Raw genomic sequence first — 18,754 nt, forward strand, 5'->3', positions numbered from 1 at the left:
CGTTCAAAATTACGTTCCAGCACCTCAGCATATTCTGTCTCTTTCTCCCAGCCGCGCTGAAAAGAGAAAGTCAGAGTAAACTCCGGGAGAAATTGCTTACAGGTATCGGCCATATCAGCGGCGATACCGGCGCTGTACTCGGCGCGCCAGGTACTGATTTGTTCTGCCAGCGGGATCAGTTCTTTGTCCCACGGGCGTAGCTGTTCATAACGAGTCACCTGGCGCAGTGCCGCATTGCGCTGCTTGAGTAATCGCTTGAGATTGCTCCAGGCGGTGAAAAATCCGGGTTCGTTGTGAAAGCATCCCCAGTCGAGGAAAGCTCTTCTGTATTTGGGGCCGCCGTTGAGTAAAGTAAACCCTTCTGGCGTTATCAGTTGCATCGGCATCAGGTGCGCCAGCTCGGCGACCTTATGCCCGTCAGTACCGTCGATGCGGACTTTGCTGTCGCCCTGTTTATCTTTGGTTAGGCCAATCGCCGTCTCGCGCTCTTCGCCCTGTAAACGCCCATGGAGAATAAACGCCTCCTGCTCGTGGCGAATAACACGACCAATCTGCAAACTGCGAAACGCCCGACCGTGGCCGAGCGTATAGATGGCTTCCAGCACGCTGGTTTTGCCACTGCCGTTGGCACCAACCAGAAAGTTAAAGCCGGGAGATAAAGCGAGATCCGCGGTTTCAATGTTGCGGAAATCGCGGATCAACAAGCGGGTGAGGGACATTACAGTCTCATTGGCATGACAACATAGGCAGCCGACTGTGATGCGGCATCTTCAATCTGCACACTGGAAACCGAATCGGTCAGCATCATGCGCACGTTTTCGCATTTCAGCGCGTTCAGAACATCCAGTACATAGCTGACGTTGAAGCCAATTTCCATCTCCGCACCGCTATAGGTAACGTCGAGGATCTCTTCCGCTTCTTCCTGTTCCGGGTTATTGGCGGTGATTTTCAGCTGATTTTCGCTGACATACAGACGCACGCCGCGGAATTTCTCGTTGGAGAGGATCGCTGCACGGGCAAACGCCTGCTTGAGCAGATCGCAGCCTGCTTCCAGATGTTTGTCCGGGTTCTTCGGCAGAACGCGGCGATAATCCGGGAAGCGACCATCCACCAGTTTGGAGGTGAAGATAAAGTCGCCAACGTGGGCGCGAATGTTGTTGCTGCCAATCTGCACGCGCAGCGGATTGTCGCCGCCGTCGAGCATACGCATCAGTTCAATCACACCTTTACGCGGCACGATCACCGAATGGCTTGGCAAAGACTGACCAATTGGCATGGAACAGACCGCCAGACGGTGACCGTCGGTCGCCACGGTGCGCAGTTCTTCACCTTCGGTTTCGAACAGCATACCGTTTAAGTAATAGCGAACATCCTGATGCGCCATCGAAAACTGAGTCGCTTCAATCAGACGCTTCATCGTCGCCTGCGGCAGGGTAAATTCGACTTCGCTCTGCCAGTCATCGAGGTTCGGGAAATCTGCTGCTGGCAGGGTGGAAAGCGAAAAACGGCTACGCCCGGAACGCACCAGCATCCGCTCACCTTCCAGTTGCACGGCAATTTCCGCGCCTTCAGGCAGACCACGGCAGATATCAAAGAATTTGCGCGCCGGAACGGTCGTCGCCCCTGGTTCGTGCGGCTGAACCAGCGCAACACGTGCCACCATTTCCATCTCGAGATCGGTACCGGTCAGCGACAACGTACCGTCAGCAACCTGTAACAGCAGATTACCGAGAATCGGTAGCGTAGGACGACCACCTAACGGACCGCTCACCTGTTGTAGCGGTTTTAATAAATGCTCACGTTCTACGGTAAATTTCATAGGTTTACGATGACAATGTTCTGATTAAATTTGAAAAATCTTCTTTGATATCGTGGCTCTCTTCACGCAACTGCTCGATCTTCCGGCAAGCATGAAGCACCGTTGTGTGGTCACGACCACCAAACGCATCGCCAATCTCCGGCAGACTGTGGTTAGTCAACTCTTTCGCCAGCGCCATCGCCATCTGGCGTGGACGCGCCACCGAGCGGGATCGACGCTTGGAAAGGAGATCCGCAACTTTGATCTTGTAGTACTCTGCCACCGTCTTCTGAATATTGTCGATGGTGACCAGTTTTTCCTGCAATGCCAGCAAGTCGCGCAGCGCCTCACGCACGAAGTCGATGGTGATCGCCCGTCCGGTAAAGTTAGCGTTAGCAATGACGCGGTTCAACGCCCCTTCCAGCTCACGTACGTTAGAGCGTAGACGCTTGGCGATAAAGAACGCCACTTCGCCCGGCAAACGAATGTCGTTTTCGTCGGCCTTTTTCATCAGGATCGCCACGCGGGTTTCTAACTCTGGCGGTTCGATCGCCACAGTCAGTCCCCAACCGAAGCGGGATTTCAGACGATCCTCAACGCCGTTGATCTCTTTCGGATAGCGATCCGAGGTGAGAATGATCTGCTGGTTACCTTCCAGCAGGGCGTTGAAGGTGTGGAAAAACTCTTCCTGAGATCGTTCTTTATTAGCAAAAAACTGAATATCGTCGATCAGTAGTGCATCTACGGAACGGTAGTAGCGTTTAAACTCTTCGATTGCGTTGTTTTGCAGGGCTTTAACCATATCCTGAACAAAGCGCTCGGAGTGCATATAAACCACTTTGGCATTCGGCTTACGCGCCATAATGCCGTTACCCACCGCATGCAGCAGGTGAGTTTTACCCAGACCCGTGCCGCCATAAAGGAACAACGGGTTATAGGCACCGCCAGGGTTATCAGCCACCTGACGAGCCGCCGCGCGCGCCAGTTGGTTAGATTTACCTTCAACGAAGTTATCAAACGTGTGTTTGACGTTTACGTTAGAACGATAGGTCGGTTCTGCCGGAGCCGGGACGTTATCCCAACCGGAACGCGTAGAAGGCGCAACACGTTGCGGCTGCGCATGCGCCACCTGTGCTGGGGCCGCGACGTTGCTCGTCACTGCCGCTTGTGGCGTTTGTGTCACCGGTTTGGTGCCGACTTCAAAACGCAGCTGTGGGGCATCCGCTCCGCAGAAACTGGTTAGCAGTCCATTGATATTATTAAGGTACTTGTCCCGTACCCAATCGAGGACAAAACGGTTTGGCGCGTACAGGGCCAGCGTGTTATCGCTCAGTTCCGCCTGCAATGGGCGTATCCACATACTGAATTCTGTGGCTGGTAACTCATCCTGCAATCGGGCAAGACACTGCTGCCAAAGCGAAAGTGACACGGCGGACTCCACTCGAACAAAAGTCGATAATGACTAAGGCTGAAACATTCATGATTGTTGACGTACGTCGAAAAGACCCTGCTTGAGGGTGACGCACGAACCGCTGTCTGCGGTTATATGCCCGATCAAGATCCTGCTAAACGATCGGGACCGCGGATCATAGCCTAAACTGCGCAAGAGATCTTCTGTTTCTCACAGATTTTCCCGATTTATCCACAGGATGATCCAGAACTCGCTAAGTGTAAACGATCCTGCCGCGAGGCGGGCACGATTTACGCCGCATATTGGAAAATTTAATGACCATAGACAAAAATTGGCTTAATCGATCTAATAAAGATCCAGGACGATCCTTGCGCTTTACCCGTCAGCCCGTATAATCCTCCACCCGGCGCGCCATGCTGGTTTTCACTGGTGTGAGGCCGTACGTTTTCCCTGCGAAAAGGTGCGGAAAAGCGCGGTAAATAAGGAAAGAGAATTGACTCCGGAGTGTACAATTATTACAATCCGGCCTCTTTAATCACCCATGGCTTCGGTGTCCATCGTTTCATTTTTCGGCGGATATCCAATAAAGCCATTGAATTTATTCAAGTTTAGGTAGAAATCGCCATGAAACGCACTTTTCAACCGTCTGTACTGAAGCGCAACCGTTCTCACGGCTTCCGTGCTCGTATGGCTACTAAAAATGGTCGTCAGGTTCTGGCACGTCGTCGTGCTAAAGGCCGCGCTCGTCTGACCGTTTCTAAGTAATAAAGCTAACCCCTGAGTGGTTAAGCTCGCATTTCCCAGGGAGTTACGCTTGTTAACTCCCAGTCAATTCACATTCGTCTTCCAGCAGCCACAACGGGCTGGCACGCCGCAAATTACCATTCTCGGCCGCCTGAATTCGCTGGGGCATCCCCGTATCGGTCTTACAGTCGCCAAGAAAAACGTTCGACGCGCCCATGAACGCAATCGGATTAAACGTCTGACGCGTGAAAGCTTCCGTCTGCGCCAACATGAACTCCCGGCTATGGATTTCGTGGTGGTGGCGAAAAAAGGGGTTGCCGACCTCGATAACCGTGCTCTCTCGGAAGCGTTGGAAAAATTATGGCGCCGCCACTGTCGCCTGGCTCGCGGGTCCTGATAGCCCTCATTCGGGTCTATCAACGCCTGATTAGTCCGCTACTCGGGCCGCATTGTCGTTTCACTCCAACCTGTTCAAGCTACGGAATTGAGGCATTGCGCAGGTTTGGAGTGATAAAAGGCAGTTGGTTGACGGTGAAACGCGTATTAAAATGCCACCCTTTACACCCTGGTGGTGACGATCCCGTCCCGCCCGGACCATTTGATACCAGAGAACACTAACGATGGATTCGCAACGCAATCTTTTAGTCATCGCTTTGCTGTTCGTGTCTTTCATGATCTGGCAAGCCTGGGAGCAGGATAAAAACCCGCAACCTCAGGCCCAACAGACCACGCAGACAACGACCACCGCAGCGGGTAGCGCCGCCGACCAGGGCGTACCGGCCAGTGGCCAGGGGAAACTGATCTCGGTTAAGACCGACGTGCTTGATCTGACCATCAACACCCGTGGTGGTGATGTTGAGCAAGCTCTGCTGCCTGCTTACCCGAAAGAGCTGAACTCTACCCAGCCGTTCCAGCTGCTGGAAACTTCACCGCAGTTTATTTATCAGGCACAGAGCGGTCTGACCGGTCGTGATGGCCCGGATAATCCGGCTAACGGCCCGCGTCCGCTGTATAACGTTGAAAAAGACGCTTATGTGCTGGCTGAAGGTCAAAACGAACTGCAGGTGCCGATGACGTATACCGACGCGGCAGGCAACACGTTTACCAAAACGTTTGTCCTGAAACGTGGTGATTACGCTGTCAACGTCAACTACAACGTGCAGAACGCTGGCGAGAAACCGCTGGAGATCTCCACCTTTGGTCAGTTGAAGCAATCCATTACACTGCCACCGCATCTCGACACCGGAAGCAGCAACTTCGCACTGCACACCTTCCGTGGCGCGGCGTACTCCACGCCTGACGAGAAGTACGAGAAATATAAGTTCGATACCATTGCCGATAACGAAAACCTGAACATCTCTTCGAAAGGTGGTTGGGTGGCGATGCTGCAACAGTATTTCGCGACTGCGTGGATCCCGCATAACGACGGTACCAACAACTTCTACACCGCTAATCTGGGTAACGGCATCGCCGCTATCGGCTATAAATCTCAGCCGGTACTGGTTCAGCCTGGTCAGACTGGCGCAATGAACAGCACCCTGTGGGTTGGCCCGGAAATCCAGGACAAAATGGCAGCAGTTGCTCCGCACCTGGATCTGACCGTTGATTACGGTTGGTTGTGGTTCATCTCTCAGCCGCTGTTCAAACTGCTGAAATGGATCCATAGCTTTGTGGGTAACTGGGGCTTCTCCATTATCATCATCACCTTTATCGTTCGTGGCATCATGTACCCGCTGACCAAAGCGCAGTACACCTCCATGGCGAAGATGCGTATGCTGCAGCCGAAGATTCAGGCAATGCGTGAGCGTCTGGGCGATGACAAACAGCGTATCAGCCAGGAAATGATGGCGCTGTACAAAGCTGAGAAGGTTAACCCGCTGGGCGGCTGCTTCCCGCTGCTGATCCAGATGCCAATCTTCCTGGCGTTGTACTACATGCTGATGGGTTCCGTTGAACTGCGTCAGGCACCGTTTGCACTGTGGATCCACGACCTGTCAGCACAGGACCCGTACTACATCCTGCCGATCCTGATGGGCGTAACGATGTTCTTCATTCAGAAGATGTCGCCGACCACTGTGACCGACCCGATGCAGCAGAAGATCATGACCTTTATGCCGGTCATCTTCACCGTGTTCTTCCTGTGGTTCCCGTCAGGTCTGGTGCTGTACTATATCGTCAGCAACCTGGTTACCATTATTCAGCAGCAGCTGATTTACCGTGGTCTGGAAAAACGTGGCCTGCATAGCCGCGAGAAGAAAAAATCCTGATTCGGTGAGTTTTCGCTAAAATAAGGGCGGTCAGTTGACCGCCTTTTTTCTTTTCGTAGGGTGGATAAGCACCGCGCATCCGCCACACAAAGCAACAGGAACATCATGAGCGATAATGACACTATCGTAGCCCAGGCCACGCCTCCGGGACGTGGCGGCGTTGGCATCCTGCGCATCTCCGGCCTCAAAGCCCGTGAGGTTGCCGAAACCGTGCTGGGTAAACTGCCTAAGCCGCGCTACGCCGATTATCTTCCGTTTAAAGACGCCGATGGCAGCGTGCTCGATCAGGGGATTGCGCTATGGTTCCCTGGCCCGAACTCGTTCACCGGCGAAGATGTGCTGGAACTGCAAGGCCATGGCGGTCCGGTGATCCTCGACCTGCTGTTAAAACGCATTCTGACTATTCCCGGCCTGCGGATTGCCCGTCCTGGTGAGTTTTCCGAACGCGCGTTTCTTAACGATAAACTCGACTTAGCCCAGGCCGAAGCGATTGCAGACCTTATCGACGCCAGCTCGGAACAGGCGGCGCGCTCAGCGCTAAACTCGCTACAAGGCGCGTTCTCCGCACGGGTTAACCATCTGGTGGAAGCCCTCACCCACTTGCGCATTTACGTCGAAGCGGCAATTGATTTCCCCGATGAAGAGATCGATTTCCTCTCCGACGGCAAAATTGAAGCCCAGCTCAATGACGTGATTGCCGATCTCGACGCAGTACGCGCCGAGGCTCGTCAGGGCAGCTTGTTGCGCGAAGGGATGAAAGTCGTCATTGCCGGGCGTCCAAACGCCGGTAAATCAAGCCTACTGAACGCGCTGGCGGGCCGTGAAGCGGCAATCGTGACTGATATCGCCGGAACCACGCGTGACGTACTGCGTGAGCATATCCACATTGACGGAATGCCGCTGCATATCATCGATACCGCCGGATTACGCGAAGCCAGTGACGAAGTGGAGCGTATTGGTATCGAGCGCGCATGGCAGGAAATTGAACAGGCCGACCGTGTGCTGTTTATGGTTGATGGCACCACCACGGATGCCGTTGATCCAGCAGAGATCTGGCCGGAGTTTATCGCCCGTCTGCCAGCGAAACTGCCGATCACCGTGGTACGCAATAAAGCCGATATCACCGGCGAAACGTTGGGGATGAGCGAAGTGAACGGTCACGCGTTAATTCGTCTCTCTGCAAGGACTGGTGAAGGTGTGGACGTGCTGCGTAACCATCTCAAACAGAGCATGGGCTTTGACACCAACATGGAAGGCGGCTTCCTGGCGCGTCGTCGTCACCTACAGGCACTGGAACAGGCGGCAGAGCACCTGCAACAGGGTAAAGCGCAACTGTTAGGTGCCTGGGCGGGTGAACTGCTGGCGGAAGAGTTGCGCCTGGCGCAGCAGAACTTAAGCGAGATCACCGGGGAATTTACTTCAGACGACCTACTGGGGCGGATTTTCTCCAGCTTCTGTATTGGTAAGTGAGTCGTCTAAATTGATATAAAGGGCACTGTTCCGTTCTGGGGAAACTAACTATTAGAACGGAACAGCGCTTGTTTTTTATGAACATCCTGCACCAAAACTGCATTTGCTACTGGCTGGAGCGACTTTAAACACCTTGCAGTCCTGTCTTTACAGAGAACGATATTGCTTTAACCTATTAAGCTCCTCTTGCGGAAAGTTAAATTCGTCTACTGCTTTCCAGAATAGTTCTTTAAGTACAGGATTGCCATTTGCCTGACTTATTACAGATTTACCTTCATTATTCTTTTCTTCCAGCTGCATCATCACATCTTTAAGGTAATTTTCATTTTCACCAACCACAATTTTGAATATTTTCAGCCAGAGTCCCATATGTATATCATCCCCGTTATTTACCACATGAGAGAATGGCTTGCCATCAAAGTCACGGGTAAACTGCTCCACAATTTCATCGAAAGTGAATCCGTGTTGCAACGCCAGGCGAATCGCCGCATTCAGATATACGTCAATGACCTGTTTACTCATTTTCTTAAAGCTTGCAATATGCAAAGAGCAGACGGCATTATTTCTGCTCAGCGACAGTAGTTCGCTCACCACATCTTTATCATTTTCATAATGGCTGGCTATCACATCAGCTGTCTCCATCCAGGCGGCAACAATCTCCGTATACCCTTTCACTATCGCAGAATATAAGCCTGATGCCTTCGTCCATTTGTCTGACTCCCCCGTCCATTTTTCTCTTGCAGCCATCAGTTTCAATATATCTTCTTTATTTATTTCATTTTTAAACATTTTAGCTTTTATATTGGCGAGCAATATATTAACAACATTATAATTATTGGTTTTAATAGCGCTATTTAAATCATAAGTTGAGCATATTTTTTTCCTATATTAAGAAGTATTTCATTTTTATTTACCCCAAACTCTTTCTCAAAGTCATCTATCGCCAAGAACAATGCCTTGACACTTTCTTTTTTATTTTTTGATAACGCTACAGAAATCGCGCTCACACCACGGTTATCTTTCGCAAGGAGTAGAGTTTCCAGGTCTTCCCGGCTAAAGTTAAATTTTCGGGCCAACTCTTTTAAATTTGTTATATATTCATTAATCTTATTAAGATTATCGTGTTGCAGTGACATATATAACCCATATGTTCCCCCTGGTCCTTTAGCAGCAAGAATCTCAAGAACCTTTGATACTGTCATTTCTTGGGAATTTCTTAACTTATCGAAAAAAAGAACAATATTTTCATACGTCCCCATTTGCATTAATAGATATAATGCTGATGGTGATAATGGTGGTTGCAATTCATTTTCTATACCACTTAATAAATGGGCCTGCTCTCGAGGGAGATAAGGAATTATGCCTACACACTCGGAGCAAATCTCTGTTTTTACCCATTTTATATTCGCCAACTCAATATTTATAAATGATTGTAATGACCCAAAAGAATCACAGTTTTTTGCTTTATAGCGTACTGCAGTATTGGTTGCATTAGGATCATAAAAGGATACAACATATTCAGTTTCTCCGGCAGGCGTTTGTTTTATCCTCAAGCGGACGGCCATAGCGTGTTTTTGAGATTTAACGATTGCCGCCATATGCGTTAACTTCTCTTTTTCCATTCTGTGAAAGAAGACAGATAATATCTCCCCGAACTTGTCACTAGCAACGACGCATGTACCTGGTGGTGGATTGTTTATTAGATTATCAAATTGCTGATCAAGCTCGTATGGAAAATGTTGCTGTATCCCTTCTGGAGTTGAATAGCATTCCTTCAATGGAACTTTACCTGTATTTTCATTCATTGAATCTATACAATACTGCAGAGAAATATGCCTGCACACGACTAAATCTTCTGGTTTTTCATTAAAATAAACCTTACAGTTATAATCTACAATATCATATTTACTATTAGCTTTTTTCTGCTCTTTAGTAAAACTCTCATCATCTGCGTTCGTATGAGAGCGAATAAAAATATCTTTGAGGGATGTTGTAAGCGCAGGCGGTACAAAAATCTGTGTAGCATACTTTCCTTCAGCATCCCCCACAGTTACAATCATACTTTCAGGGTCTTGCTCAGATGTGGAGACAATAATAATAAGTCCACCACCGATAAAAACCCATGGTTCAATCTCACTGCTATTATTAACAAAATCACTTAATGAACCCGCTTTTTCAAGTGAATAAACTGAAGGATTTTTAAGATACGACACTATATCGTCAACGATTAATTGAGTTTTATTTTTTCCTCCATCCAAATCAGGTATGAAAGAAGAAGATTGTACACATACTCTGCTAACAGTTACGTTATCAACCATTTTCTTTCTCCTCATTCATATGAAAGTTGTAGTAATAATAAGGTTACTATTTAAATATCAACTATCAAATTTCGCTCATTTATAGAGTTATTCGTCTTTTTACGTCATTTCCCTATAAGGTCATCGACCTGGTAATGAGGTGAGTAAACCGCGACACGTCAACGTGGGAAAAAGCTCCTTGTAATGGTATCCCTATAATCAATGCCATCACCTTCAACAATAATGATAAAAATTAAAAAATTATCCACCCACGGATTTATGTTAATATTCCGTATGCGCCAGCTCCCACAAACACAGCCAATAACTAATTGTGATTCGATTCACATTTAAACAATTTCAGCATAGACAAATTTCTTGAGTATTATACTGTAGCCTCGTGTCTTTCGAGGATAAGTGCATTATGAATATCTTACATATATGTGTGACCTCAAAATGGTTCAATATTGACAACAAGATTGTCGATCACCGCCCTTGATTTGCCCTTCTGTAACCATCACCAAAGCCAAACCGATTAGATTCAATGTGATCTATTTGTTTGCTATATCTTAATTTTGCCTTTTGCAAAGGCTGTCTCTCATTTATTTACTTGTTTTAGTAAATGATGGTCTTGGCATATATAACTGGCGAATTAATAGATATTGCAAATATCATATTCACAGGGATCACTGTAATTAAAATAAATGAAGGATTATGTAATGGAAAACTTTAAACATCTCCCTGAACCATTCCGCATTCGTGTTATTGAGCCTGTAAAACGTACGACTCGCGCTTACCGTGAAGAGGCAATTATTAAATCCGGTATGAACCCGTTCCTGCTGGATAGTGAAGATGTGTTTATCGATTTACTGACCGACAGCGGCACCGGGGCAGTGACGCAGAGTATGCAGGCCGCGATGATGCGCGGCGACGAAGCCTACAGCGGCAGCCGCAGCTACTATGCGTTAGCCGAATCAGTGAAAAATATCTTTGGTTATCAATACACTATTCCGACTCACCAGGGCCGTGGTGCAGAGCAAATCTATATTCCTGTTCTGATTAAAAAACGCGAGCAGGAAAAGGGCCTGGATCGCAGCAAAATGGTGGCGTTCTCTAACTATTTCTTTGATACCACGCAGGGCCATAGCCAGATTAACGGCTGTACCGTGCGTAACGTCTATATCAAAGAAGCCTTCGATACGGGCGTGCGTTACGACTTTAAAGGCAACTTTGACCTTGAGGGATTAGAACGCGGTATTGAAGAAGTTGGCCCGAATAACGTGCCGTATATCGTTGCAACCATCACCAGTAACTCTGCAGGTGGTCAGCCGGTTTCACTGGCAAACTTAAAAGCGATGTACAGCATAGCGAAGAAATACGATATTCCGGTGGTCATGGACTCCGCACGCTTTGCCGAAAACGCCTATTTCATCAAGCAACGTGAAGCAGAATACAAAGACTGGACCATCGAGCAGATCACCCGCGAAACCTACAAATATGCCGATATGCTGGCGATGTCCGCCAAGAAAGATGCGATGGTGCCGATGGGCGGTCTGCTGTGCGTGAAAGACGACAGCTTGTTTGATGTGTACACCGAGTGCAGAACCCTTTGCGTGGTACAGGAAGGCTTCCCGACATATGGCGGCCTGGAAGGCGGTGCGATGGAGCGTCTGGCGGTAGGTCTGTATGACGGCATGAATCTGGACTGGCTGGCTTATCGTATCGCGCAGGTACAGTATCTGGTCGATGGTCTGGAAGAGATTGGCGTTGTCTGCCAGCAGGCGGGCGGTCACGCGGCATTCGTTGATGCAGGTAAACTGTTGCCGCATATCCCGGCAGATCAGTTCCCGGCACAGGCGCTGGCCTGCGAGCTGTATAAAGTCGCCGGTATCCGTGCGGTAGAAATTGGCTCTTTCCTGTTAGGCCGCGATCCGAAAACCGGTAAACAACTGCCATGCCCGGCTGAACTGCTGCGTTTAACCATTCCGCGCGCAACATATACTCAAACACATATGGACTTCATTATTGAAGCCTTCAAACATGTGAAAGAGAACGCGGCGAATATTAAAGGTTTAACCTTTACCTATGAGCCAAAAGTATTGCGTCACTTCACCGCAAAACTGAAAGAAGTTTAATTAATACATTCAGAGTGGCTATAAGGATGTTAGCCACTCTAACTCCCTACATCTTCAATAACAAAAATAGCCTTCCTCTAAAGGTGGCATCATGACTGATCAAGCTGAAAAAAAGCACTCTGCATTTTGGGGTGTTATGGTTATAGCAGGTACAGTAATCGGTGGAGGTATGTTTGCTTTACCTGTTGATCTTGCCGGTGCCTGGTTTTTCTGGGGTGCCTTTATCCTTATCATTGCCTGGTTTTCGATGCTTCATTCCGGGTTATTATTATTAGAAGCAAATTTAAATTATCCCGTCGGCTCCAGTTTTAACACCATCACCAAAGATTTAATCGGTAACACCTGGAACATTATCAGCGGTATTACCGTTGCCTTCGTTCTCTATATCCTCACTTATGCCTATATCTCTGCTAATGGTGCGATCATTAGTGAAACGATATCAATGAATTTGGGTTATCACGCTAATCCACGTATTGTCGGGATCTGCACAGCCATTTTCGTTGCCAGCGTATTGTGGATAAGCTCGTTAGCCGCCAGCCGTATTACCTCGTTGTTCCTCGGGCTGAAGATTATCTCCTTTGTGATCGTGTTTGGTTCTTTCTTCTTCCAGGTCGATTACTCCATTCTGCGCGATGCCACCAGCACCACTGCGGGAACGTCTTACTTCCCGTATATCTTTATGGCTTTGCCGGTGTGTCTGGCGTCATTTGGTTTCCACGGCAATATTCCCAGCCTGATTATTTGCTATGGCAAACGCAAAGATAAGCTAATCAAAAGTGTGGTTTTTGGTTCGCTGCTGGCGCTGGTGATTTATCTCTTCTGGCTCTATTGCACGATGGGGAATATTCCGCGAGAAAGCTTTAAGGCGATTATCTCTTCAGGCGGCAACGTTGATTCGCTGGTGAAATCGTTCCTCGGCACCAAACAGCACGGCATTATCGAGTTTTGCCTGCTGGTGTTCTCTAACTTAGCTGTCGCCAGTTCGTTCTTTGGTGTCACGCTGGGGTTGTTCGATTATCTGGCGGATCTGTTTAAGATTGATAACTCCCACGGCGGGCGTTTCAAAACCGTGCTGTTAACCTTCCTGCCACCTGCTTTGTTATATCTCGTCTTCCCAAACGGCTTTATTTACGGGATCGGCGGTGCCGGGTTGTGCGCCACCATCTGGGCAGTCATTATCCCCGCGGTGCTGGCAATCAAAGCTCGCAAGAAGTTTCCCAACCAGATGTTCACGGTCTGGGGCGGCAATCTTATTCCGGCGATTGTCATTCTCTTTGGTATAACCGTAATTTTATGCTGGTTCGGTAACGTCTTTAATGTGTTACCTAAATTTGGCTAATCCGTTCAAGAAGCCAGCGAAATAGCTGGCTTCTTGCCTGTCAGGAAATCACTTATGTCCAAATGGCAACTCGCCTGATTCTGCTTCACCACGTATGCTTTGCGTCACCTTACTATCAGGACGCTTTAGCCCATGTCCCGCTTTTTGATTTGTAGTTTTGCCCTGGTTTTACTTTATCCCGCAGGGATTGATATGTACCTCGTTGGTTTACCGCGCATCGCCGCCGATCTCAATGCCAGCGAAGCGCAGTTGCATATTGCGTTTTCCGTTTATCTGGCAGGTATGGCGGCAGCGATGTTATTTGCCGGTAAAGTGGCCGATCGTTCAGGGAGAAAGCCTGTCGCCATACCCGGCGCGGCGCTATTTATTATTGCCTCGGTGTTTTGTTCACTGGCTGAAACCAGCACGTTATTTCTTGCAGGACGATTTCTACAGGGGCTGGGCGCAGGCTGTTGTTACGTGGTGGCGTTCGCCATTTTACGTGACACACTGGATGATCGACGTCGGGCAAAAGTGCTGTCGTTACTCAACGGTATTACCTGCATCATTCCGGTGTTAGCGCCAGTGCTCGGACACCTGATTATGCTTAAATTCCCGTGGCAGAGTCTGTTCTGGACGATGGCAACGATGGGCATCGCAGTACTGATGTTGTCTTTGTTTATTTTAAAAGAAACGCGCCCTGCCGCCCCCGCAGCTTCTGACAAACCACGAGAAAATAGCGAGTCGCTGCTTAACCGGTTTTTCCTCAGCCGTGTTGTTATCACCACCCTCAGCGTTTCGGTGATCCTCACCTTCGTGAATACGTCGCCGGCATTGCTGATGGAAATCATGGGTTTTGAGCGCGGAGAATACGCCACCATAATGGCGTTGACCGCAGGAGTCAGCATGACCGTTTCATTCTCCACGCCATTTGCACTGGGGATCTTTAAGCCACGTACGTTGATGATCACCTCACAGGTGTTATTTCTGGCGGCAGGTATCACTCTTGCCGTTTCACCTTCCCATGCGGTTTCTCTGTTTGGTATCACGCTGATTTGCTCCGGTTTCTCGGTAGGTTTTGGCGTAGCGATGAGTCAGGCGTTAGGGCCGTTTTCATTACGCGCGGGCGTAGCCAGCTCGACCTTAGGTATTGCGCAAGTTTGCGGATCGTCACTGTGGATTTGGCTGGCAGCGGTGGTTGGTATCGGCGCATGGAATATGCTGATCGGGATTCTGATTGCCTGTAGCATAGTGAGCCTGTTGCTGATTATGTTCGTCGCGCCTGGACGCCCGGTTGCCGCTCATGAAGAAATCCATCACCACGCTTGATCTCAATCTGCTGCTCTGTCTGCAACTGCTGATGCAGGAGCGCAGCGTAACCAAAGCGGCGAAGCGGATGAACGTGACACCTTCGGCGGTGAGTAAGTCGCTGGCAAAGTTAAGAGCGTGGTTTGACGACCCGCTCTTTGTGAACTCACCGCTGGGCCTGTCGCCCACACCGCTAATGGTCAGCATGGAGCAAAATCTGGCGGAGTGGATGCAAATGAGCAATCTGCTGCTGGATAAACCGCACCACCAAACGCCGCGCGGTCTTAAGTTTGAACTGGCGGCGGAATCGCCGCTGATGATGATCATGTTCAATACGCTGACTAAGCAGATCTACCAGCGTTACCCCCAGGCGACGATCAAATTGCGCAACTGGGATTATGATTCACTGGATGCGATTACCCGTGGCGAAGTGGATATTGGTTTTTCCGGTCGCGAAAGCCATCCCCGTTCGCGGGAGCTGCTAAGTTCGCTGCCATTAGCCATTGATTATGAAGTACTGTTTAGTGATGTGCCCTGCGTCTGGTTGCGCAAAGATCATCCAGCACTGCATGAAGCGTGGGATCTGGATACCTTTTTACGTTACCCACATATCAGCATTTGCTGGGAACAGAGCGATACCTGGGCGCTGGACAATGTGTTACAGGAGCTGGGGCGCGAACGCACGATTGCTATGAGTTTGCCGGAATTCGAGCAGTCACTGTTTATGGCAGCGCAGCCCGACAATCTGCTACTGGCGACCGCACCACGCTACTGTCAGTACTACAATCAACTCCACCAACTGCCGTTAGTTGCTCTACCTCTCCCGTTTGACGAAAGCCAGCAAAAAAAGTTGGAAGTCCCTTTTACCCTACTGTGGCATAAACGGAACAGCCATAATCCGAAGATCGTCTGGTTACGGGAAACCATTAAAAATCTTTACGCGTCGATGGCATAACCGAATCGTATGAAACGCAACCCTATTTCACAATAAAATGTAAAATAGTTGTAATAAGATTGTCTGAATCGAACTTTTAGCTGCTTTAGTCTGTCCATCATTCCAGTAAATGATTACTCTTGTATTCATAATGGACCATTAAGCATGGAGCGAAAAATGGCGACTCACTTTGCCCGAGGGATTTTAACGGAAGGACATCTGATTTCTGTTCGTCTCTCCTCCCAGTGTCATCAAGAAGCCCGAAATATTCCCCCTCATCGTCAAAGCCGTTTCCTGGCGTCCAGAGGTTTACTCGCAGAACTGATGTTCATGCTGTATGGCATCGGCGAATTACCGGAAATCGTCACCCTGCCGAAAGGAAAACCGGTTTTCAGTGATAAAAATTTGCCCTCGTTTTCTATTTCCTATGCCGGGAATATGGTTGGCGTGGCGCTAACAACCGAAGGTGAATGTGGCCTCGATATGGAACTGCAGCGTGCGACGCGCGGGTTTCATAGCCCACACGCGCTCGATAACCACACCTTTTCCAGCAATGAATCGCTATGGATCAGTAAACAAAACGATCCTAACGAAGCGCGGGCGCAACTCATCACGTTGCGCCGAAGCGTGCTAAAACTAACCGGTGATGTTTTGAATGACGATCCGCGCGATCTGCAGCTGCTGCCCATTGCCGGACGCCTGAAATGTGCTCATGTAAATCATGTAGAAGCGTTATGCGACGCGGAGGACGTGCTGGTGTGGTCCGTGGCGGTCACGCCCACAATTGAAAAGCTCAGTGTCTGGGAGTTAGATGGCAAACGCGGCTGGAAAAGCCTGCCGGATATTCACAGCCGCGCCAACAATCCTACCAGCAGGATGATGCGTTTTGCCCAACTCTCTACCATGAAGTCTTTTTCGCCAAATTGATAGACAACCACAGGAGTCATCATGTCTGAAAAATTGAAGGTGGTTACGTTACTGGGAAGCCTGCGCAAAGGCTCATTTAATGGCATGGTTGCACGTACCCTGCCGAAAATTGCTCCTGCTAGCATGGAAATCAATGCATTACCTTCCATTGCCGACATTCCCCTGTATGACGCTGATGTACAGCAGGAAGAAGGTTTTCCCGCAACGGTAGAAGCTATGGCGGAGCAGATCCGTCAGGCTGACGGTGTGGTGATCGTCACGCCGGAATATAACTACTCGGTACCGGGCGGGCTGAAAAATGCCATCGACTGGCTTTCCCGCCTGCCGGATCAACCTCTGGCTGGTAAACCGGTGTTGATTCAGACCAGCTCAATGGGCGTGATTGGCGGCGCGCGCTGTCAGTATCACCTGCGCCAGATTCTGGTTTTTCTCGATGCAATGGTGATGAACAAGCCGGAATTTATGGGCGGCGTGATTCAAAACAAAATCGATCCGCAAACCGGAGAAGTGATTGATCAGGGAACGCTGGATCACCTGACCGGACAATTGACCGCATTTAGCGAGTTTATTCAAAGGGTAAAACGCTAAATAAAAAAACCCGCCTGCGGTAGCGCGTGGCGGGTTTTTTTAACGAACTATCGGTTTTAGTGAGCGTCGATAAATACAATCTTCAGGATAAACAGCAGCGCCACCACAACCACACACGGGCTAAGATCACGCAGACGTCCGGTACCGATTTTCATCACGCAGTAGGAGATAAAGCCCAGTGCGATACCTTCGGTAATCGAGAAGCTGAACGGCATCATCACGGCGGTAATAAACGCTGGAACGGATTCGGTAAGATCCTGCCAATTCACGCGAGCAAGACTTGAGGTCATCAGCACACCAACGTAGATCAACGCGCCAGCTGCGGCATATCCCGGCACCATTCCCGCCAGCGGCGACAGGAAGATAACCAGCAGGAACAGCAGACCAACAACCACTGCCGTCAGACCGGTACGACCGCCAACGGAAACGCCGGAAGAGGACTCAATATACGCCGTAACAGAAGAAGTACCGATAAACGAACCGGTCACCGAAGAGATACTGTCGACATACAGCGCCTGCTTCATGCGCGGGAATTTACCTTTCTCATCCGCCAGACCTGCTTTATCGGTCACGCCAATCAGCGTACCGGAGGAGTCAAACAGGTTGACCAGCATGAAAGAGAAAATCACCCCTGCCAGCCCGAGGTTAAACGACCCGGCTAAATCTACATGACCCACGACTGTCATTACGCTCGGCGGCGCAGAAACGATGCCATTGTAGTGGACATCACCCAGCATCCAGCCCAGCAGCGTCGTCACCACGATGGAAACCAGCACCGCCGCGTGAATGTTGCGCGAGGCCAGAATGGCGATGATGAAGAAGCCGAGGATCCCCAGCAGCACGCTGTGAGAAGTCAGGTTACCGATGCTCACCAGCGTTTCGGGATTCGCGACAATCACGCCCGCGTTTTTCAGCCCCATCATGCCAATGAACAGGCCGATACCGCTGGTGATGCCCACACGCAGACTTACCGGAATGTTAGCAATCATCCAGTAGCGAATGCGGAAAACTGTCAGTAACAATAGACCAATCGCGCCCCAGAAGATTGCGCCCATCCCGACCTGCCACGGCAAGCCCATCGCCTGTACAACCACAAAAGCGAAGAATGCGTTCAGGCCCATTGCTGGTGCCAGTGCAACTGGCAGATTAGCAAACAGTCCCATCAGAATGCTGCCAAATGCAGCAATCAGACAAGTGGTGACGAAGACGGCGCTGGTGTCCATGCCAGCAACGCCAAGAATTTGCGGGTTAACAAAAACGATGTAAACCATCGTCAGGAAGGTGGTAAAACCGGCGATCACTTCGGTCCGAGCCGTCGTGCCATGTTCGCGCAGTTTAAACACGCGTTCCAGCATCCCCTGACCAGAAGCCTGGGTTGTGTGTTGTTGACTCATTATCTATTTCCGAACAAGGAGGGAAAATCCGTCGCTATCGTATACCAAAATGAGACAATATGGACGGCTGAAGATAACTTTTTTTCATTGTATTTGCTTATACGGCAACGATTGCGTTGTGCAAATTTGCATGACGAAAACGTTAAACTAATGATAAAGGAAAGAC

Annotated in this window: 17 protein-coding genes and 1 pseudogene; 13 read left to right on the forward strand and 5 right to left on the reverse strand. The window is 49.5% G+C overall.

Annotated features, from left to right (window positions below; translation table 11 throughout):
* From recF to dnaA, 3 genes are all read right to left on the reverse strand, one after another.
* Nucleotides 1-719 (reverse strand): DNA replication/repair protein RecF (recF, locus tag ATB02_RS19430; protein WP_105272116.1); only part of this gene is annotated, 719 nt, incomplete at its 3' end.
* Nucleotides 719-1,819, reverse strand: a complete 1,101-nt coding sequence (gene dnaN, locus ATB02_RS19435) for a DNA polymerase III subunit beta (RefSeq protein WP_000673464.1) — start codon at nt 1,817-1,819, stop codon at nt 719-721. The genes dnaN and recF, both read right to left, overlap by 1 nt.
* Nucleotides 1,820-1,823: 4 nt before the next feature.
* Nucleotides 1,824-3,227: a chromosomal replication initiator protein DnaA gene (gene dnaA, locus ATB02_RS19440; RefSeq protein ID WP_000059102.1), complete on the reverse strand. Its 1,404-nt coding sequence runs from the start codon at nt 3,225-3,227 to the stop codon at nt 1,824-1,826.
* Nucleotides 3,228-3,523: 296 nt separating this feature from the next.
* Between dnaA and ATB02_RS26205 the strand changes: the two genes are divergently transcribed.
* From ATB02_RS26205 to mnmE, 6 genes are all read left to right on the forward strand, one after another.
* The gene (locus tag ATB02_RS26205) at nt 3,524-3,604 is read left to right on the forward strand and encodes a hypothetical protein (RefSeq protein WP_122134670.1); all 81 of its coding nucleotides are present in this window, start codon (nt 3,524-3,526) and stop codon (nt 3,602-3,604) included.
* 229 nt (nt 3,605-3,833) lie between these two features.
* Nucleotides 3,834-3,974 (forward strand): 50S ribosomal protein L34, encoded by a 141-nt coding sequence (rpmH, locus tag ATB02_RS19450; RefSeq protein WP_000831330.1) that lies wholly within the window; start codon nt 3,834-3,836, stop codon nt 3,972-3,974.
* A gap of 16 nt (nt 3,975-3,990) precedes the next feature.
* Nucleotides 3,991-4,350 (forward strand): ribonuclease P protein component, encoded by a 360-nt coding sequence (gene rnpA, locus ATB02_RS19455; RefSeq protein ID WP_000239730.1) that lies wholly within the window; start codon nt 3,991-3,993, stop codon nt 4,348-4,350.
* Nucleotides 4,314-4,571, forward strand: coding sequence for a membrane protein insertion efficiency factor YidD (gene yidD / locus ATB02_RS19460; protein WP_001307474.1), 258 nt, complete (start codon nt 4,314-4,316; stop codon nt 4,569-4,571). The genes rnpA and yidD overlap by 37 nt, the downstream gene beginning before the upstream one ends.
* Nucleotides 4,572-4,573: 2 nt before the next feature.
* The gene (yidC, locus tag ATB02_RS19465; RefSeq protein ID WP_000378258.1) at nt 4,574-6,220 is read left to right on the forward strand and encodes a membrane protein insertase YidC; all 1,647 of its coding nucleotides are present in this window, start codon (nt 4,574-4,576) and stop codon (nt 6,218-6,220) included.
* A gap of 105 nt (nt 6,221-6,325) precedes the next feature.
* A complete protein-coding gene (gene mnmE, locus ATB02_RS19470) occupies nt 6,326-7,690 on the forward strand; it encodes a tRNA uridine-5-carboxymethylaminomethyl(34) synthesis GTPase MnmE (protein ID WP_001282361.1) in 1,365 nt (454 codons plus the stop codon).
* 147 nt (nt 7,691-7,837) lie between these two features.
* Here mnmE and ATB02_RS19475 read toward each other — a convergent pair.
* Nucleotides 7,838-10,008, reverse strand: a pseudogene (locus ATB02_RS19475) (ShET2/EspL2 family type III secretion system effector toxin).
* A gap of 400 nt (nt 10,009-10,408) precedes the next feature.
* On the opposite strand from ATB02_RS19475, the gene tnaC reads away from it, so the two are divergent.
* From tnaC to yieF, 7 genes are all read left to right on the forward strand, one after another.
* Entirely contained in the window at nt 10,409-10,483 is a 75-nt protein-coding gene (gene tnaC / locus ATB02_RS19480) for a tryptophanase leader peptide (protein WP_001364348.1), read from the forward strand.
* A 220-nt stretch (nt 10,484-10,703) separates the two neighbouring features.
* The gene (tnaA, locus tag ATB02_RS19485; RefSeq protein ID WP_015953902.1) at nt 10,704-12,119 is read left to right on the forward strand and encodes a tryptophanase; all 1,416 of its coding nucleotides are present in this window, start codon (nt 10,704-10,706) and stop codon (nt 12,117-12,119) included.
* A 91-nt stretch (nt 12,120-12,210) separates the two neighbouring features.
* Nucleotides 12,211-13,458 carry a low affinity tryptophan permease TnaB gene (gene tnaB, locus ATB02_RS19490; RefSeq protein WP_000131914.1) on the forward strand — a complete coding sequence of 416 codons (1,248 nt, stop codon included), beginning with the start codon at nt 12,211-12,213 and terminating at the stop codon, nt 13,456-13,458.
* A gap of 132 nt (nt 13,459-13,590) precedes the next feature.
* Entirely contained in the window at nt 13,591-14,766 is a 1,176-nt protein-coding gene (gene mdtL / locus ATB02_RS19495) for a multidrug efflux MFS transporter MdtL (protein WP_105272117.1), read from the forward strand.
* Nucleotides 14,741-15,700, forward strand: a complete 960-nt coding sequence (gene yidZ, locus ATB02_RS19500) for an HTH-type transcriptional regulator YidZ (RefSeq protein ID WP_105272118.1) — start codon at nt 14,741-14,743, stop codon at nt 15,698-15,700. The genes mdtL and yidZ overlap by 26 nt, the downstream gene beginning before the upstream one ends.
* Nucleotides 15,701-15,856: 156 nt before the next feature.
* Nucleotides 15,857-16,606, forward strand: a complete 750-nt coding sequence (locus ATB02_RS19505; RefSeq protein WP_001355068.1) for a 4'-phosphopantetheinyl transferase family protein — start codon at nt 15,857-15,859, stop codon at nt 16,604-16,606.
* 21 nt (nt 16,607-16,627) lie between these two features.
* A complete protein-coding gene (yieF, locus tag ATB02_RS19510) occupies nt 16,628-17,194 on the forward strand; it encodes a class I chromate reductase YieF (protein WP_105272119.1) in 567 nt (188 codons plus the stop codon).
* A gap of 56 nt (nt 17,195-17,250) precedes the next feature.
* Here the strand turns inward: yieF and adeP are convergent, their stop codons facing one another.
* Complete coding sequence (gene adeP, locus ATB02_RS19515) at nt 17,251-18,588, reverse strand: adenine permease AdeP (protein ID WP_001353551.1); 1,338 nt, start codon at nt 18,586-18,588, stop codon at nt 17,251-17,253.
* Nucleotides 18,589-18,754 lie beyond the last annotated feature (166 nt).

This window comes from Escherichia sp. MOD1-EC5189, assembly GCF_002966045.1.
Taxonomy (GTDB): Bacteria; Pseudomonadota; Gammaproteobacteria; order Enterobacterales; family Enterobacteriaceae; genus Escherichia; species Escherichia coli_F.

Excerpts from the sequence above, each read along its gene's own strand:
- dnaN (WP_000673464.1), bottom strand. The coding sequence starts at position 1,819 with ATGAAATTTACCGTAGAACGTGAGCATTTATTAAAACCGCTACAACAG.
- ATB02_RS26205 (WP_122134670.1), top strand. The coding sequence starts at position 3,524 with ATGACCATAGACAAAAATTGGCTTAATCGATCTAATAAAGATCCAGGA.
- rpmH (WP_000831330.1), top strand. The coding sequence starts at position 3,834 with ATGAAACGCACTTTTCAACCGTCTGTACTGAAGCGCAACCGTTCTCAC.
- yidD (WP_001307474.1), top strand. The coding sequence starts at position 4,314 with ATGGCGCCGCCACTGTCGCCTGGCTCGCGGGTCCTGATAGCCCTCATT.
- yidC (WP_000378258.1), top strand. The coding sequence starts at position 4,574 with ATGGATTCGCAACGCAATCTTTTAGTCATCGCTTTGCTGTTCGTGTCT.
- mnmE (WP_001282361.1), top strand. The coding sequence starts at position 6,326 with ATGAGCGATAATGACACTATCGTAGCCCAGGCCACGCCTCCGGGACGT.
- tnaA (WP_015953902.1), top strand. The coding sequence starts at position 10,704 with ATGGAAAACTTTAAACATCTCCCTGAACCATTCCGCATTCGTGTTATT.
- tnaB (WP_000131914.1), top strand. The coding sequence starts at position 12,211 with ATGACTGATCAAGCTGAAAAAAAGCACTCTGCATTTTGGGGTGTTATG.
- mdtL (WP_105272117.1), top strand. The coding sequence starts at position 13,591 with ATGTCCCGCTTTTTGATTTGTAGTTTTGCCCTGGTTTTACTTTATCCC.
- yidZ (WP_105272118.1), top strand. The coding sequence starts at position 14,741 with ATGAAGAAATCCATCACCACGCTTGATCTCAATCTGCTGCTCTGTCTG.
- ATB02_RS19505 (WP_001355068.1), top strand. The coding sequence starts at position 15,857 with ATGGCGACTCACTTTGCCCGAGGGATTTTAACGGAAGGACATCTGATT.
- yieF (WP_105272119.1), top strand. The coding sequence starts at position 16,628 with ATGTCTGAAAAATTGAAGGTGGTTACGTTACTGGGAAGCCTGCGCAAA.
- adeP (WP_001353551.1), bottom strand. The coding sequence starts at position 18,588 with ATGAGTCAACAACACACAACCCAGGCTTCTGGTCAGGGGATGCTGGAA.